Here is a 16,942-nt window from a genome sequence, read left to right on the forward strand (position 1 = left end):
GGTTCACCACCAAGCCTGAGATTGGTGTGAATCTGTGGGAGCCGGCTTGCCGGCGATTGGGCTGCAAAGCAGCCCCGGGACATCAGAGCCTCACACTGGCAAAGGTCGACTCATTGCGCGCCTGGCTCAATGCAGCCATCGGCCCGCTGTGCGGCGACAGAGTCATGGCCTGCGGAATCGGCATCATCGCTACCTGTTGTGCAGTATTCGAACCTACTCGTTCATCACGCGGCGGTATGCCGAAGTACTCGCGGTAGCACTTGGAGAAGTGCGGGGTGGACACGAAGCCGCACACCGAGGCCACTTCGATGATCGACATCGGGGTCTGCTTGAGCAATTGCCGCGCGCGAATCAGGCGTAGCTTGAGGTAATAGCGCGACGGCGAACAATGCAGGTACTTCTGGAACAGGCGCTCAAGCTGGCGACGTGACACGGCCACGTACACGGCCAGTTCGTCGAGGTCGATCGGCTCTTCCAGGTTGGCCTCCATCAGCGCGACGATTTCCTGCAGCTTCGGCTGGTTGGTGCCCAGCATGTGCTTGAGCGGCACGCGCTGGTGGTCCTGTTCGTTGCGAATGCGCTCGTAGACGAACATCTCCGAAATGGCCGCCGACAGTTCGCGACCATGATCGCGGCTGATCAGGTGCAGCATCATGTCCAGCGGCGCGGTGCCGCCAGAGCTGGTGAAGCGGTTGCGGTCGAGGGTGAACAGGCGAGTGCTCATGTTGACCCGCGGGAATGCCTCCTGCATCGACGCCAGGCATTCCCAATGCACGCTGCAGTCGAAACCGTCGAGCAGGCCGGCACAGGCCAGCGCCCAGCTGCCGGTACACACAGCGCCCAAACGGCGCGACTGACGGGCCTGGGCCTGCAGCCAGGTGACATGCTCACGGGTGACCGAACGCTGGATACCGACGCCACCGCAGACGATCACGGTGTCGATGGGAGGGGCGTTGGCGATGGCGGCGTCCGGGGTGATCTGCAAGCCATCGCTGGCCCAGACCTGGCCGCCATCGACGGTCAGCGTATGCCAGCGATACAGCTCACGGCCCGAAAGCTGGTTGGCCATGCGCAGCGGCTCGACGGCCGATGCCAGGGAAATCAGGGTGAAGTTGTCCAGTAGAAGAAACCCGATGGACTGGGGTGCTGTGCGGTTCTGGGTTGGATTCCCGGAGGTGTACGACGTCATCGCGATTTCTCCTCACACAAATACAGGGCGTGCCTCAGGCGGGCACTATTTTTTTTGTCATGGCCCCGGTTCATGTGCGGGGGCTTTACCAATCTCAACGCAAGGGCCGTGCCTGAAATTGAACGGCCATCCAAAAAAACCCAAAAACGACGCCTTTTTTCAGCAATTCCGGCTCAGCGGTCGGGTTGTTTAAAAAACCCAAACCGGCGGGCCAGCGCCTTTGCGTGTCACTTATGAGCAAATTGGTGACACGCTCAAGGCAGGTTGCCCAGAAACGACACTGTTTAGTGTCACCGACAATGGCAACACTGATCGCGACACCCGACGATCGGCTGATGCGAAGACGCCCCAAAACGGGGCGTCCTGACGAGCGTAGCGCACAGTCAGCGCATCAACATTCGATGACGCTGACCGCCAGGCCGCCGCGCGAGGTCTCTTTGTACTTGTCATGCATGTCGGCGCCGGTGTCACGCATGGTGCGGATCACCTGGTCCAGGGAGATGAAGTGCTCGCCGTCACCGCGCAGGGCCATCTGCACAGCGTTGATGGCTTTTACAGCAGCAATGGCGTTGCGCTCGATGCAGGGCACCTGCACCAGGCCACCGACCGGGTCGCAGGTCAGGCCAAGGTTGTGCTCCAGGGCGATCTCGGCGGCGTTCTCCACCTGCGGCGGGGTCGCCCCCAGCACCTCGGCAAGGCCCGCTGCCGCCATGGCGCACGCTGAACCGACTTCACCCTGGCACCCCACCTCGGCACCTGAAATCGATGCGTTCTTTTTGCAAAGGATGCCCACTGCGGCGGCGGCCAGGAAGAAGTCGACCACGTTGGACTCGTCGACCTCATCGCTGAAGCGCATGTAGTAGTGCAGCACCGCCGGGATGATGCCGGCCGCGCCATTGGTGGGCGCAGTGACCATGCGCCCGCCCGCGGCGTTCTCTTCGTTGACCGCCAGGGCGAACAGGTTGACCCACTCCATGGCACTCATGGTCGAGCCGATCACATTGGGCTTGCCGATCTCCTGCAGGCTGCGGTGCAGCCTGGCCGCGCGGCGGCGCACGTTCAGCCCGCCGGGCAGCGTGCCTTCATGCTTGAGGCCGTTGTGCACGCATTCCTGCATGGCTTGCCAGAGCGTGTGCAGGCCGGTGCGGATCTCTTGCTCGCTGCGCCAGACCTTCTCGTTGGCCATCATCAATTGCGACACGCTGAGGTCGTTTTGCTTGCACAGGCGCAGCAGCTCTGCGGCACTGTTGAAATCGTACGGCAGCACCGTCTGGTCGGCATCCAGCACACCACTGGCGGCCTGGGCGGCGTCGACCACAAAACCACCTCCCACCGAGTAGTAGGTATCACGGTGCAGCTCGCCCTGCTCGCCTTCGGCGATCAGGGTCATGGCATTGGGGTGGTACGGCAGGTTCTCGTCCAGCAGCAGCATGTCACGGGCCCAGACGAATTCGATGGGCAACCGGTTATCCAGCTTCAGGGTGTTGGTTTCGCGCAGGTCGGCGATGCGTGGGACGATCTGGGCCGGGTCGATGGCGTCCGGCCATTCGCCCATCAGGCCCATGATGGTGGCGTGGTCGGAGCCGTGGCCAATACCGGTGGCCGACAGCGAACCGTACAACCGCACCTGCACCCTTTTCACCTGCTCAAGCTCGCCGCGCTCACGCAGCCCCTGAACAAACAGGGCGCCCGCACGCATGGGGCCGACGGTATGGGAGCTGGAGGGCCCGACTCCGATCTTGAACAGGTCGAACACGCTGATGGCCATTGTCGCTACACCTCTTGCTGGGCTTGTCTCTGCGCGCCATGCGCAGGGCGGGGCAACTGCTAGGCTGAAGCTGCGAGCCGCCACGAATGCACGCATCATCGGGCTTTTACGCCCCCCTTCGCCGTCTGCAACCGACGTACTTTTGTCCAGCAGCGCCGCGCTGTTTGAGCTGTATGTGCGCCGCTTTCGGGCGCTCTGATGACGGAAAAATACGCAGGCAGGGGAGGAAAAAGCCATATGCGACATCGCCAGTACTCAAAGCGACCCGTTCCGTACTGGTTACGACCCCACCAGTAGGCGATTGCCCGGCGCTGGTGGATTATCAAAAGCGACTCGTATTGCACGGCCTCGCATCCTGCCCTCTGCAGGCCTGGTTGACCGGACCCTGAGAAAGCCCGGCAGCCCTCGCGAACCCGAAGATAAAATCACAGGAGTCCATCCATGAAAGGTTCACCCTCGCTGTTGCTGGCCGCGTTGCTGTCCGCCCCCTTGCTGGCCCAGGCCGCAGAACCCGAGCAGTGTCAGACGGTACGTTTTTCTGATGTCGGCTGGACCGACATCACGGTAACCACCGCGACCACCAGCGTTGTGCTCGAAGCACTGGGCTACAAGACCCACACCACCATGATTTCGGTACCGGTGACCTACAAGTCGCTGGCCACCGGCAAGGACCTGGACGTGTTTCTCGGCAACTGGATGCCGACCATGGAAAACGACATCAAGCAGTACCGTGATGCCGGTACTGTCGAAACCGTGCGCGCCAACCTGGAAAACGCCAAGTACACCTTGGCCGTGCCCCAGTCGCTGTACGACAAGGGCCTCAAGGACTTTGCCGACATTCCCAAGTTCAAGAAGGAACTGGACGGCAAGATCTACGGCATCGAACCGGGCAACGACGGCAACCGCACCATCCAGAGCATGATCGACAAGAACGCCTTCGGCCTGAAGGACGCCGGTTTCAAGATCGTGCAGTCCAGTGAGGCCGGCATGCTGTCCCAGGTCGACAGGTCGCAGAAGCGCGGGGAGGCGATCGTGTTCCTCGGCTGGGAACCTCACCCGATGAACACCCGCTTCAAGATGCAGTACCTGACCGGCGGGGACGACTTTTTCGGCCCTGAATTGGGCAAGGCAACCGTGCTGACCAATACCCGCAAGGGCTATGTGCAGGAGTGCAGCAACGTAGGGCAACTGCTCAAGAACCTGTCGTTCGAGCTCAAGGATGAAAGCACCATGATGGGCTATGTCCTGGACGACAAGATGAAACCCGAGGCAGCTGCCAAGAAGTGGCTCAAGGACAACCCAGGCAAGCTGGACGCCTGGCTCGCCGGGGTGACCACCGTGGACGGCAAACCCGGCCTTGAGGCGGCCAAAGCCAAACTGACGCAATAACGCAAGACGCCAAGGCAACACCGCGGGGCGGGACCGTGCTCGCCCCGGACTGATTTCAATCTTTGCAGGTGGAAGCTCGCTATCATGCTTATCGATCAGAAAATACCCCTGGGTCAGTACATCGCCTCATTCGTCGAATGGCTGACCCAGAATGGCGCCGATTACTTCGACGCCATCGCCCAAGGCCTGGAATTCATGATCCATGGCGTCACCAGCACCCTGACCTGGTTCAACCCGTTCGTCCTCATCGCCCTGTTCGCCGCCCTCGCGCACCTGATCCAGCGTAAATGGGCACTGACGGTGTTCGTCGCCCTCTCCTTTCTGCTGATCCTCAACCTGGGGTACTGGCAGGAGACCATGGAAACCCTGGCACAAGTCACCTTTGCCACCGTGGTCTGTGTGGCCATCGGCGTGCCGCTGGGTATCGTCGCCGCGCATAAACCGATGTTCTACACCGTGATGCGCCCGGTGCTCGACCTGATGCAGACAGTGCCGACCTTCGTTTACCTGATCCCTACCCTGACCCTGTTCGGCCTGGGTGTGGTGCCTGGGCTGATCTCCACGGTGGTGTTCGCCATCGCCGCGCCGATTCGCCTGACCTACCTGGGCATCTGTGACGTCCCGCAGGAGCTGCTGGACGCCGGCAAGGCCTTCGGCTGCTCGCGGCGCCAGTTGCTGACCCGCATCGAACTGCCCCACGCGATGCCCAGCATCGCCGCCGGTGTCACCCAGTGCATCATGCTGTCGCTGTCGATGGTGGTGATCGCCGCCCTGGTGGGTGCCGACGGCCTGGGCAAACCCGTGGTCAACGCACTGAACACCGCCGATATTTCCCTGGGCTTCGAAGCGGGCCTGGCGATCGTACTGCTGGCCATCATGCTCGACCGTATCTGCAAGCAACCGGAAGTCACGGCAAGGGGTGAAGCATGAGCATCATTCGTTTCGAAGACGTCGACGTCATCTTCTCCAACAAGCCGCGCGAGGCCCTGGCACTACTCGACCAGGGCAAGACCCGCGAGCAGATCCTCAAGCAGACCGGCCTTGTGGTCGGCGTCGAAAAGGCCAACCTGGACATCAACAAGGGCGAGATCTGTGTGCTGATGGGCTTGTCCGGTTCGGGCAAGTCGAGCCTACTGCGCTGCATCAACGGCCTGAACACCGTCAGCCGCGGCAAGCTGTTCGTCGAGCACGAAGGCCAGCACATCGACATTGCCCACTGCACCCCGGCGGAGCTCAAGATGATGCGCACCAAGCGCATCGCCATGGTGTTCCAGAAGTTCGCCCTGATGCCCTGGCTGACGGTGCGCGAGAACATCAGCTTTGGCCTGGAAATGCAGGGCCGCCCTGAAAAGGAACGGCGCAAGCTGGTGGACGAGAAGCTCGAGCTGGTGGGGTTGACCCAGTGGCGCAACAAGAAGCCGGACGAACTCTCCGGCGGCATGCAGCAGCGCGTGGGCCTGGCCAGGGCGCTGGCCATGGACGCCGACATCCTGCTGATGGACGAACCGTTCTCGGCCCTCGACCCGCTGATCCGCCAGGGCCTGCAGGACGAGCTGCTGGAACTGCAGCGCAAGCTCAACAAGACCATCGTGTTCGTCAGCCACGACCTGGACGAAGCGCTCAAGCTGGGCAGCCGCATCGCCATCATGAAGGACGGGCGGATCATCCAGTACAGCAAGCCCGAGGAAATCGTGCTCAACCCGGCGGACGAGTATGTGCGCACCTTCGTGGCCCACACCAACCCGCTGAACGTGCTGTGCGGCCGCAGCCTGATGCGCACCCTGGACAACTGCAAGCGGATCAACGGTTCGGTGTGCCTGGACCCAGGCATCGACTCGTGGCTGGACCTGGGCGAAGGCGGCTCGCTCAAGCGTGCACGCCAGGGGCAGAACGGGCTGGACCTGCAGAACTGGGCGCCAGGGGAGGATGTCGAGTTGCTGGAACGCCGGCCTACGCTGGTCAATGCCGATATCGGCATGCGCGAAGCGCTGCAGATCCGTTACCAGACCGGCAACAAGCTGGTGCTGCAGGATAACGACAAGGTGGTGGGGATACTTGGGGATACCGAGCTTTACCACGCGCTGCTTGGGAAGAACCACGGGTGATGCAACTGGGGCCGCTGTGCGGCCCTTTCGCGACACAAGGCCGCTCCTACAAAAGGCGTATCTGTAGGCGCGGCCTTGTGTCGCGAAAGGAGGGCAAAGCCCTCCCAACAATCCATCAGCGAACGACGATACCGCGTGCAGCCATGTAGGCCTTGGCCTCCGGCACCGTGTACTCACCGAAGTGGAAGATGCTCGCCGCCAGCACCGCGCTGGCATGCCCTTCCAGAATCCCGTCAGCCAGGTGCTGCAGGTTACCCACACCACCCGATGCGATCACCGGAATGCCCAGCGCATCGCTGATGGCGCGGGTCACACCCAGGTCAAAACCGTTCTTCATGCCGTCCTGGTCCATGCTGGTCAGCAGGATCTCACCGGCCCCCAGGCCTTCCATCTTCTTCGCCCACTCGACGGCGTCCAGCCCGGTCGGCTTGCGCCCGCCATGGGTGAAGATTTCCCAGCGCGGCGCTTCACCGGGCGCTGACACCTTCTTGGCATCGATGGCCACCACGATGCACTGCGAACCGAAACGGTCGGCAGCCTCACCCACGAACTCTGGGTTGAACACCGCAGCGGTGTTGATCGAAACCTTGTCGGCACCGGCATTGAGCAGGTTGCGGATGTCCTGCACGGTACGCACGCCACCGCCCACGGTCAGCGGGATGAACACCTGGCTGGCCATGCGCTCGACGGTATGCAGGGTGGTGTCGCGGCCATCGACGCTGGCGGTGATGTCGAGGAAGGTGATTTCGTCGGCACCCTGCTCGTTGTAGCGACGGGCAATTTCCACCGGGTCGCCGGCATCACGAATGTTCTCGAACTTGACGCCCTTGACCACCCGGCCGTTGTCCACGTCCAGGCAAGGGATGATGCGCTTGGCCAGTGCCATGGTTCAGTCCTCAGCCTTTGTAGTTGTCGCAGAAGGCCTGGGCCTCGGCGACATCGAGGGTGCCTTCGTAGATGGCACGGCCAGTGATGGCACCGACGATGCCTGGGGCCTTGGCGTCCAGCAGGGTCTTGATGTCACCCAGGTTGTGGATGCCGCCCGAGGCGATCACCGGGATCGAGGTGGCCGCTGCCAGCGCCGCGGTGAATGGCACGTTGCAACCCTGCATCATGCCGTCCTTGGCGATGTCGGTGTAGACGATCGCCGAGACGCCATCGGCCTCGAAACGCTTGGCCAGGTCGATGACCTGCACCGAGCTCACTTCAGCCCAGCCGTCGGTGGCGACGAAACCGTCCTTGGCGTCCAGGCCGACGATGACCTTGCCGGGGAAGGCCTTGCACGCTTCAGCGACGAACTCTGGCTGCTTGACTGCCTTGGTGCCGATGATCACATAGCTGACGCCGGCCTTGACGTAGTGCTCGATGGTTTCCAGCGACCGGATGCCGCCGCCGATCTGGATCGGCAGGTTCGGGTAACGCTTGGCGATGGCGGTGACCACCTCACCGTTGACCGGCTGGCCTTCGAAGGCGCCGTTGAGGTCGACCAGGTGCAGGCGGCGGCAACCACCCTCGACCCACTTGGCGGCCATGCTCACCGGGTCGTCGGAAAATACCGTGGAGTCTTCCATGCGGCCCTGGCGCAGGCGCACGCAGGCACCGTCCTTCAGATCGATAGCGGGGATAATCAGCATGCTCTTTCCTTCGTCAATTCAAGCGGCAAGCTGCAAGCGACAAGCTGCAAGCATGCGCGTCGTGTTTTCGATGGCGGTCCAGCTTTGGCTTGCAGCTTGAGGCTTGAAGCTTTCAGCTTTTTTCCAACGCCCACAGGTCGCTCTCGATGCTCTCGAACCGCTCCTTGAGGTGCAGCTGAACATCGGCAATCGCCCTGTTGTAGTAATGGGGTGCAATCTCTTTGCTGAACACGTCGAGGACCTCGGCCACCTCGAACGACCCCAGCTGCAGCTCGAAGCGGTCTTCGAGGAAGCGCTTGAGGGTGTCGAGCGCTTCGCGCTCCTGCTCGGGGGCCAGGGTGATGACGGGGGCCTTGGTCTTCGACCTGCTCATTTACCAGCGCCCGTCCCAGGCGACGAAGTTCTGCAGCAGCTGCAGGCCATGGGTATGGCTCTTCTCCGGGTGGAACTGCACGGCAAAGCGCGAACCCTCGGCCAGCGCGGCAGCGAAGTCGACGCCATAATGGCCGCGACCGACCACCTGGCCCGGCTTGCCGGCATTGATGTAGTAGCTGTGCACGAAATAGAAGCGCGCACGATCAGAGATGTCGTGCCACAGCGGGTGGTCGACGGCCTGGGTGACTTCGTTCCAGCCCATGTGCGGCACTTTCAGGTGCTCACCACCTTCCTGCAGGTCTTTACCGAAGAAGCGCACCTGGCCAGGGAACAGGCCGATGCAGTCGACACCGTCGTTTTCTTCGCTGTGGTCCAGCAGCGCCTGCATGCCGACACAGATGCCCAGGAACGGCCGGTCCTGGCTGACTTCACGCACCAGGCTGTCGAAACCCAGGCGGCGGATTTCGGCCATGCAGTCGCGAATCGCGCCCACGCCCGGGAACACCACACGGTCAGCCTCGCGAATCACCGCAGCATCGCTGGTGACCAGCACCTTGCCGGCGCCGACGTGCTCGAGCGCCTTGGCCACCGAGTGCAGGTTGCCCATGCCATAGTCGATTACGGCTACCGTCTGCATTTACAGGCATCCCTTGGTCGATGGCATCTGCCCGGCCATGCGCTCGTCCTGGGTCACGGCCATGCGCAGGGCACGACCAAAGGCCTTGAACACGGTTTCGATCTGGTGGTGGGTGTTGTGGCCACGCAGGTTGTCGATGTGCAGGGTAACCAAGGCATGGTTGACGAAGCCCTGGAAGAACTCCTGGAACAGGTCGACATCGAAGCCGCCAACGGTGGCGCGGGTGTACGGCACGTGCATCTGCAGGCCTGGGCGGCCGGAGAAGTCGATGACCACACGCGACAGCGCTTCGTCCAGCGGCACATAGGCATGGCCGTAACGGAAGATGCCTTTCTTGTCACCGATGGCCTGGGCGAATGCCTGGCCCAGCGTGATACCGACGTCTTCGACGGTATGGTGATCGTCGATATGCAGGTCACCCTTGCACTCGATATCCAGATCGATCAGCCCGTGTCGGGCAATCTGGTCGAGCATGTGTTCAAGGAAAGGCACGCCGATATCGAATCGGGCCTTGCCACTGCCATCGAGGTTGATCGAGCACTTGACCTGGGTTTCCAGGGTATTGCGCTCGACGGAAGCCTTACGTTCGACCATCACCAGCTCCGCAAAATCATTGGGCGAAAAGGGCTCCATTATAGGCCCAGAACGCTCAAGCTTGGAACGCGGATGACATATGGCATTGCAAGGGGCTGCTCCGCAGCCCGATCGCCGGCAAGCCGGCCCCCAGAGGCCTCCCCAAAACTCATGCTTGGTGGAGAAGCTTGCAGGAGCCGGCTTGCCGGCGATGAGGCCATCACAGCCAGCCAGTCAGCTGGCTGTCATGCACCTCAGTGGAACAACACCGCCGTCTTCTGCAGGGTAATCCACACCCCCCAGGCCAGCGGAATCACCACCACCGCCCAAGCGATCAGCACCAGCGGCAGGCTGCCAGGCGCAGCGTGCCACTCCAGCGAACGCGCGCCGTCGGCGCCTTTGTCGTGGCTCAGGGCACGCTCGGCCGCAAGCTCGGCATCGCTCATGAAGTGCTTGTCGGCCACCGGGCGCACCAGCAGGTTGCAGACGAAGCCCAGCACCAGCAGGCCAGCGAGGATGTACAGGGTCATGTCATAAGCCGCCGCACGCTCCACACCCGCCGCCAACTGGTACTCACGCAGGTAAGTGATCAGTACCGGGCCCAGCACACCGGCAGCGGCCCAGGCCGTCAACAGGCGACCGTGGATGGCACCGACCATCTGCGTACCGAACAGGTCGGCCAGGTAGGCCGGCACCGTGGCGAAACCACCGCCGTACATGGACAGGATGATGCAGAACGCCGCTACGAACAGTGCCACGTTGCCCAGGTGGCCCATGTTCGGCACCAGGCTGTAGAGGCCCACACCCAAGGCGAAGAAGGCGAAGTAGGTGTTCTTGCGGCCGATGTAGTCCGAGAACGATGCCCAGAAGAACCGCCCGCCGATGTTGAACAGGCTGAGCAGGCCGGTGAAGCCAGCGGCAATGGCGGCAATCTGCGCCAATTGTGCAGCGTTCAGCTCGCTGAAGCTCAGCTCGTTGCCCAGCAGTTTGCCGGCAAACACTTCCTGCAGCAGTGGCGACGCCATGCCCAGGATGCCGATGCCCGCAGAAACGTTCAGGCACAGCACCAGCCAGATCAGCGCGAACTGCGGGGTTTTCCAGGCAACGCTGACGTGCACGTGACGGTCGGTGACCATCGCATTGGCTTTCTTCACCGGCGCGGTCCAGCCTTCAGGCTTCCAGCCGGTCGGCGGCACGCGGTACGCCAGGGCGCCAGCGGTCATGAACACGAAGTAGATCGCCGCCATCACCACGAAGCTCTGCCACACACCCACTTCATGCTCATTGCCGAAGTGCCCCATCAGCGCAGTGGCCAACGGTGCACCGACCATGGCGCCGCCGCCAAAGCCCATGATCGCCATGCCAGTGGCCATGCCGCGCTTGTCCGGGAACCACTTGATCAGGGTCGAAACCGGCGAGATGTAGCCCAGGCCCAGGCCAATACCGCCGATCACGCCGGAGCCCAGCCACATCAGCCATAACTGGTGGGTCTTCACGCCAATTGCCGAAATCAGCATGCCGCCGCACCAGCACAGGGCCGACACCAGGCCAGCCTTGCGCGGCCCGGCGTGTTCCAGCCAACCGCCCAGCACCGCTGCCGAGCAACCGAGGAACACGAAGAACAGGGTGTAGATCCAGCTCAGCATGGAAATGGGCCAGTCGCACTCGGCGCTGAACATGCGGGCAATGAAGCCCATGTCCGCCGAGCACGCTACCGGGGCCGTAATGCCGATGGCCTGGGACAGCGGCAGCCAGAAGACGGAAAAACCGTAGGCCATGCCGATGCACAGGTGGATGGCCAACGCGGCCGGGGGTACCAACCAGCGGTTGAAGCCCGGGCGGGCGATGATGCGCTCCTTCGACAGGAAGCTTGGCGCGCTGGCCACCGCTCCTGCCGTGATACTGCTGTTCATGGATGTGATCCTTATGTAGGTAGACGATGCGTGCGCATTGAATGCCCGGCTCTTCTGGTTGCACGTAAGGCTCGGCCGTTTCAGGGCAACGTCCCGCGACAATACGTCGCGACCGCTTCGCAGGCGGCGAAAGAGTACCAGTTCGCCTATGACATGAAAGCAATCTGATATCGTTATTTTTTGCCCGGCTGAATCGGTACTGCTGCCAAGTCAGCAAAAAGGAACTGCCCAAACCACAACTGTCGAAAGCCACAACACCTGATCAATTGGTAGGAAATGCTCTGTATCTCTTGTCGAATACTCTGGGCATACCACTGCGGCGCTATACTCTGGCGCTTGAAAATCAAATACGGACTACAAGGACTCGCCCATGAAAGCGTTCGGCAAACTCCTGGGACTGGGGCTTCTCGGGTTGCTGCTGATCATCGTGGCGCTGGGCTTCGCCCTGACCCACCTCTTCGATCCCAACGACTATAAAGACGAGATCCGCCAGTTGGCGCGCGACAAGGCCCACGTCGAGCTGACCCTCAATGGCGACATCGGCTGGAGCCTGTTCCCGTGGCTGGGCCTGGAGCTTCACGAAGCCAGCATCGCCACCCTGAACAAGCCCAAGGAACCGTTCGCCGACCTGCAGATGCTTGGCCTGTCGGTACGCGTGCTGCCCCTGCTGCGCCGTGAAGTGCAGATGAGCGATGTGCGCGTCGAAGGCCTGAACCTGACCCTGAACCGTGATGAACAGGGCCATGGCAACTGGGAAGACATCGGCAAGCCGCTGCCTGCGCAAACCGACCCAACCGCCAGTGCACCTGCGCCTGCCGAGCAGCCCGGCGCACCTGCAGAGGGCAGCAGCGAACGTGCGGTCAAGCTCGACATCGACAGCCTGACCGTGAACAACGCCCGTGTGCACTTCAGCGATGCCAAGACCGGCCAGAGCTACAGCGCCGAAAGCATCCAGCTGAGCACCGGCCCGATTCACGAGGGCGCGAACATCCCGCTCAAGGCCAGCGCCTTCCTCAGCGCCAGCCAGCCGAACATGAAGGCACGCACCGAACTTGCCGGCGAGCTGCGCTTTGACCGCAAGCTCAAGCGCTACAACTTCGAGGACATGCGCCTGTCTGGCGAAACCTCGGGCGAGCCTCTGGCCGGCAAGACCATGACCTTCGCGGCCCAAGGCCAGCTGTTGGTCGACATGGCAGCCAACGTCGCCTCCTGGAATGGCCTGAAAATCTCGGCCAACCAGCTGCGCGCCCTTGGCGAGCTGAACCTGCGCGACCTGGACAAGACGCCGCAGCTCAGCGGTGGGCTGTCCATCGCCCAGTTCGACCTGCGCACCTTCCTCGATGGCGTCGGCCATCCGCTGCCGGCCACCAACGACCCCGCCGCCTTCAACAAGCTGGAGCTGGTCAGCCGCCTGCAGGGCACGCCAAGCAGCCTGGCCCTGGAAGACCTCGCCGTAAAACTCGACGACAGCACCTTCAGCGGCCGCGTTGCCGTCGAGGACTTTGCCAAGCAAGCCCTGCGCGTGCAGCTCAAGGCCGACAAGTTCGACGCCGACCGCTACATGCCGGCCAAGAGCGAAGCAGCCAAGGGTGCCACCGCAGCGCGCCAGAACGAGGTCAAGCAACAGGAAGCCAGCGCCATCGCCGGTGCCGGCAGTTCCCCGCTGCCAAACGCGCCCACCCAGGTTGCCTGGAGCAACGACAAGCTGCTGCCGGTGGACCGCCTTCGCACGCTCGACCTGCAGGCCGACCTGGCCTTCGGCTCACTGACCCTGGACAAGCTGCCGATCAGCGACGCGCAGCTGCAAGCGAACGGCCAGGGCGGCCTGATCACCTTGCAAACCTTGCGCGGTGGCCTCTACAACGGCAGCTTCGAAGCCAAGGGCACCGTAGATGTACGCCCAGCCGTGCCGCAGATCGGCGTCAATACCAAGATCAACCGCGTGCCGGTGGAGCACTTCATCAAGGCTGAAGACAAAGACCAAGCACCGCCGGTCAAAGGCCTGCTGACCCTGACCAGCGACCTGACAGCCACCGGTAACAGCCAGAAGGCACTGGTGGACACCCTCAACGGCAATGCAAACTTCACCATCAACGACGGCGTGCTGGTCAACGCCAACCTGGAACAGCAGCTCTGCCAGGCCATCGCCACGCTCAACCGCAAGACGCTCAGCGGCGAACCACGCGGCAAGGACACGCCGTTCGAAGAGCTGCGCGGCAGCCTGGTGGTGCGCAACGGCGTGGCCAGCAACCCGGACCTCAAAGCGCGCATCCCAGGCCTTACCGTCAACGGCCACGGCGACCTTGACCTGCGCGTGCTGGGCATGGACTACAACGTCGGCGTGATCGTCGAAGGTGATCAGCGTGCCATGCCCGACCCGGCCTGCCAGGTCAACGAGCGTTACGTCGGCGTCGAACTGCCGCTGCGTTGCCGTGGCCCGCTGGAGCTTGGCGCCAAGGCCTGCCGCCTGGACCAGGACGGCCTGGGCAAGGTTGCCGCCAAACTGGCCGGCAACCGCCTCAAAGACAAGATCGATGAAAAGCTCGATGAAAAACTCGGAGACAAAGTGAGCCCAGAATTGAAAGACGCGCTCAAGGGGCTGTTCAAGCGATGAGCCCTGCGCAGTTCTCCAGCGCCGTGCTGGACTGGTACGACCAGCACGGCCGACACGACCTGCCCTGGCAACAGGGCATCAACCCTTACCGGGTGTGGGTGTCGGAAATCATGCTGCAACAGACCCAGGTCAGCACCGTGCTGAACTACTTCGACCGCTTCATGCAGGCCCTGCCCACCGTGCAGGCGCTGGCCGAGGCCCCGGAGGACGAGGTGCTGCACCTGTGGACCGGCCTGGGTTACTACACCCGTGCACGCAACCTGCAGAAGGCCGCCAGGATCGTCGTCGAGCAACACGGCGGCGAGTTCCCGCGCAGTGTCGAACAGCTTACCGAGCTGCCTGGTATCGGCCGCTCCACCGCCGGTGCCATTGCCAGCATCAGCATGGGTATCCGTGCGCCGATCCTGGACGGTAACGTCAAACGCGTGCTGGCCCGCTTTACCGCCCAGGCCGGCTACCCGGGCGAGCCGAAGGTGGCCAATGCCCTGTGGGCCACTGCCGAGCGCTTTACCCCGCAACAGCGCGCCAACCACTACACCCAGGCGATGATGGACCTGGGCGCCACGCTGTGCACCCGCAGCAAGCCAAGTTGCCTGCTGTGCCCCGTGCGCAGCGGCTGCGAAGCGCACCTGCACGGCGAGGAAACGCGCTACCCCGAGCCCAAACCGCGCAAGGCCCTGCCCCAGCGGCGCACCCTGATGCCGCTGTTGGCCAACCATGAAGGCGCGATCCTGCTTTACCGCCGCCCGTCCAGCGGCCTCTGGGGTGGCCTGTGGAGCCTGCCCGAGCTGGACGCCATCGAGCAGCTCGATGACCTGGCCTACCAGCATGGCCTGCGCCTGGCCGAAAGCCGCGCGCTGGACGGCCTGACCCATACCTTCAGCCATTTCCAGCTGGCGATCGAGCCATGGCTGGTGCGTGTCGACCCGGTCGGCCAGCACGTGGCCGAGGCCGACTGGCTCTGGTATAACCTCGCCACCCCGCCGCGCCTGGGCCTCGCCGCCCCGGTCAAAAAGCTGCTCAAACGCGCGGCCGACGAACTGATTGCAGGAGATGCCCGATGACCCGCACCGTGATGTGCCGCAAATACAAAGAACAACTGCCAGGCCTGGAGCGCCCGCCTTACCCCGGCGCCAAGGGCCAAGACATCTTCGAGCACATCTCGCAGCAAGCCTGGGCCGACTGGCAGAAGCACCAGACCATGCTGATCAACGAGAAGCGCCTGAACATGATGAACGCCGAGGACCGCAAGTTCCTTCAGGGCGAGATGGACAAGTTTTTCGCCGGCGAAGATTACGCGCAGGCGGAAGGTTACGTTCCACCGGCCGAATGACCCCAAAAATCGTAAGCGACGGAATTAATTTAAAATTTTTTCAAAAAGTCGTTGACGAGCGGTCTGGAAATCTATTTAATTCACCTCGTCGCCCAGATAGCTCAGTCGGTAGAGCAGAGGATTGAAAATCCTCGTGTCGGCGGTTCGACTCCGTCTCTGGGCACCACCTTCAGCTTCTGGTGGTTGCAAAGTTACCCGAAGCGACAACAAGAAACCCGCCTAGTGCGGGTTTTTTGTTGTCTGGGATTTCTCATCCTGTTATGCCTACCCCGTATAGTTGACCCGCATCAACTAACCCCCTCTCGCTCAAACCCACAATTGCAGGCGAACATTCGAATCGACCTCGCAAGGACCTCCATGAGCGAAGAATCCCCCCTACTGCTCCCCGCCCCCGCCGAACCGACGCCCAGCACCACACCAAAGCCTCGCGCCCGCCGCGCCCGCCAGCGCAAACCTGAGCCATCCATCACCCAGGTCAGCCAGGAACCCGCAGCACTGGCAGTGGCCAGCGCGCCGAAAGGCAGCAACGAGGACAGCACCTCTGCCCGCCTGCCGGCGAGCTACCCCTACCCGACCCGCATGCGCCGCCAGGAATACGAGAAGGCCAAGCACGCGCTGCAGATCGAGCTGCTGAAGGTACAAAGCTGGGTCAAGGACACCGGCCAGCGCGTGGTGGTGCTGTTCGAAGGGCGGGATGCGGCAGGCAAGGGCGGCACCATCAAGCGCTTCATGGAGCACCTGAACCCGCGGGGTGCGCGCATCGTCGCGCTGGAGAAGCCTTCCGAGCAGGAAAAGGGCCAGTGGTATTTCCAGCGCTATATCCAGCACCTGCCCACGGCCGGTGAAATGGTGTTCTTCGACCGCTCCTGGTACAACCGCGCCGGGGTCGAGAAAGTCATGGAGTTCTGCACACCGCTGCAGTACCTGGAGTTCATGCGCCAGGCGCCGGACCTGGAGCGCATGCTGTGCAACAGCGGCATCCTGCTGTTCAAGTACTGGTTCTCGGTGAACCGCGAAGAGCAGTTACGCCGCTTCATCTCGCGCCGGGACGACCCGCTCAAGCACTGGAAGCTGTCGCCCATCGACATCAAGTCGCTGGATAAATGGGAGGACTACACCGCCGCCAAGGAGGCGATGTTCTTCCATACCGACACTGGCGATGCACCGTGGACGGTGATCAAGTCCGATGACAAGAAGCGCGCACGGATCAACTGCATCCGGCATTTCCTGCATTCGCTGGATTACCCGGGCAAGGACCCCAGCGTGGCGTACGCGCCGGATGACTTGCTGGTTGGCCGGGCTTCGCGCGGGTTCGAGGAGGATGAAGGGCCTGCGCTCGACAGTTGAAGGCCGGGGCCTGCAAGGGGTGCTCCGGTCTTCCGGGCGCCGGCAACGCTTGGGTTTGCTCGGCA

General features: G+C 62.6%; 15 protein-coding genes and 1 tRNA gene. 8 read left to right on the forward strand and 8 right to left on the reverse strand.

Annotated elements, in window-relative coordinates; translation table 11 throughout:
• Window positions 1-82: 82 nt before the first annotated feature.
• A complete protein-coding gene (locus EGJ09_RS24410; protein ID WP_115273096.1) occupies window positions 83-1,189 on the reverse strand; it encodes a GlxA family transcriptional regulator in 1,107 nt (368 codons plus the stop codon).
• Window positions 1,190-1,580: 391 nt separating this feature from the next.
• Window positions 1,581-2,957 carry an L-serine ammonia-lyase gene (locus EGJ09_RS24415; RefSeq protein ID WP_115273097.1) on the reverse strand — a complete coding sequence of 459 codons (1,377 nt, stop codon included), beginning with the start codon at window positions 2,955-2,957 and terminating at the stop codon, window positions 1,581-1,583.
• 441 nt (window positions 2,958-3,398) lie between these two features.
• Between EGJ09_RS24415 and EGJ09_RS24420 the strand changes: the two genes are divergently transcribed.
• The 3 genes from EGJ09_RS24420 to choV all read left to right on the forward strand — a co-directional run bounded on the left by EGJ09_RS24420 (window position 3,399) and on the right by choV (window position 6,451).
• Window positions 3,399-4,346 (forward strand): choline ABC transporter substrate-binding protein, encoded by a 948-nt coding sequence (locus tag EGJ09_RS24420; protein WP_046788304.1) that lies wholly within the window; start codon window positions 3,399-3,401, stop codon window positions 4,344-4,346.
• An 81-nt stretch (window positions 4,347-4,427) separates the two neighbouring features.
• On the forward strand, window positions 4,428-5,276 hold the full coding sequence (gene choW / locus EGJ09_RS24425) for a choline ABC transporter permease subunit (RefSeq protein WP_177010808.1): 849 nt from the start codon (window positions 4,428-4,430) through the stop codon (window positions 5,274-5,276).
• Window positions 5,273-6,451 carry a choline ABC transporter ATP-binding protein gene (gene choV, locus EGJ09_RS24430; protein WP_046788302.1) on the forward strand — a complete coding sequence of 393 codons (1,179 nt, stop codon included), beginning with the start codon at window positions 5,273-5,275 and terminating at the stop codon, window positions 6,449-6,451. The genes choW and choV overlap by 4 nt, the downstream gene beginning before the upstream one ends.
• Before the next feature lie 115 nt (window positions 6,452-6,566).
• Here the strand turns inward: choV and hisF are convergent, their stop codons facing one another.
• The 6 genes from hisF to EGJ09_RS24460 form a co-directional block, all read right to left on the reverse strand.
• The gene (gene hisF / locus EGJ09_RS24435) at window positions 6,567-7,337 is read right to left on the reverse strand and encodes an imidazole glycerol phosphate synthase subunit HisF (protein ID WP_012316672.1); all 771 of its coding nucleotides are present in this window, start codon (window positions 7,335-7,337) and stop codon (window positions 6,567-6,569) included.
• Between the two features lie 10 nt (window positions 7,338-7,347).
• Window positions 7,348-8,085, reverse strand: coding sequence for a 1-(5-phosphoribosyl)-5-[(5-phosphoribosylamino)methylideneamino]imidazole-4-carboxamide isomerase (gene hisA / locus EGJ09_RS24440; protein ID WP_012316673.1), 738 nt, complete (start codon window positions 8,083-8,085; stop codon window positions 7,348-7,350).
• A gap of 112 nt (window positions 8,086-8,197) precedes the next feature.
• Entirely contained in the window at window positions 8,198-8,458 is a 261-nt protein-coding gene (locus EGJ09_RS24445) for a DUF2164 domain-containing protein (RefSeq protein ID WP_012316674.1), read from the reverse strand.
• Window positions 8,459-9,097: an imidazole glycerol phosphate synthase subunit HisH gene (hisH, locus tag EGJ09_RS24450; protein WP_012316675.1), complete on the reverse strand. Its 639-nt coding sequence runs from the start codon at window positions 9,095-9,097 to the stop codon at window positions 8,459-8,461.
• Complete coding sequence (gene hisB, locus EGJ09_RS24455; protein ID WP_012316676.1) at window positions 9,098-9,691, reverse strand: imidazoleglycerol-phosphate dehydratase HisB; 594 nt, start codon at window positions 9,689-9,691, stop codon at window positions 9,098-9,100.
• A gap of 233 nt (window positions 9,692-9,924) precedes the next feature.
• Window positions 9,925-11,583, reverse strand: coding sequence for an OFA family MFS transporter (locus EGJ09_RS24460; protein ID WP_012316677.1), 1,659 nt, complete (start codon window positions 11,581-11,583; stop codon window positions 9,925-9,927).
• A 370-nt stretch (window positions 11,584-11,953) separates the two neighbouring features.
• Between EGJ09_RS24460 and EGJ09_RS24465 the strand changes: the two genes are divergently transcribed.
• From EGJ09_RS24465 to ppk2, 5 genes are all read left to right on the forward strand, one after another.
• The gene (locus EGJ09_RS24465) at window positions 11,954-14,197 is read left to right on the forward strand and encodes an AsmA family protein (protein ID WP_125924972.1); all 2,244 of its coding nucleotides are present in this window, start codon (window positions 11,954-11,956) and stop codon (window positions 14,195-14,197) included.
• On the forward strand, window positions 14,194-15,261 hold the full coding sequence (mutY, locus tag EGJ09_RS24470) for an A/G-specific adenine glycosylase (protein ID WP_119687916.1): 1,068 nt from the start codon (window positions 14,194-14,196) through the stop codon (window positions 15,259-15,261). The genes EGJ09_RS24465 and mutY overlap by 4 nt, the downstream gene beginning before the upstream one ends.
• On the forward strand, window positions 15,258-15,530 hold the full coding sequence (locus EGJ09_RS24475; RefSeq protein ID WP_125924973.1) for an oxidative damage protection protein: 273 nt from the start codon (window positions 15,258-15,260) through the stop codon (window positions 15,528-15,530). The genes mutY and EGJ09_RS24475 overlap by 4 nt, the downstream gene beginning before the upstream one ends.
• Before the next feature lie 90 nt (window positions 15,531-15,620).
• A tRNA-Phe gene (locus EGJ09_RS24480) sits at window positions 15,621-15,696 on the forward strand.
• Between the two features lie 191 nt (window positions 15,697-15,887).
• The gene (gene ppk2, locus EGJ09_RS24485; protein WP_125924974.1) at window positions 15,888-16,877 is read left to right on the forward strand and encodes a polyphosphate kinase 2; all 990 of its coding nucleotides are present in this window, start codon (window positions 15,888-15,890) and stop codon (window positions 16,875-16,877) included.
• The last annotated feature ends 65 nt before the right edge of the window (window positions 16,878-16,942 follow it).

The organism is Pseudomonas sp. p106, assembly GCF_003936645.1.
Lineage (GTDB): Bacteria > Pseudomonadota > Gammaproteobacteria > Pseudomonadales > Pseudomonadaceae > Aquipseudomonas > Aquipseudomonas putida_E.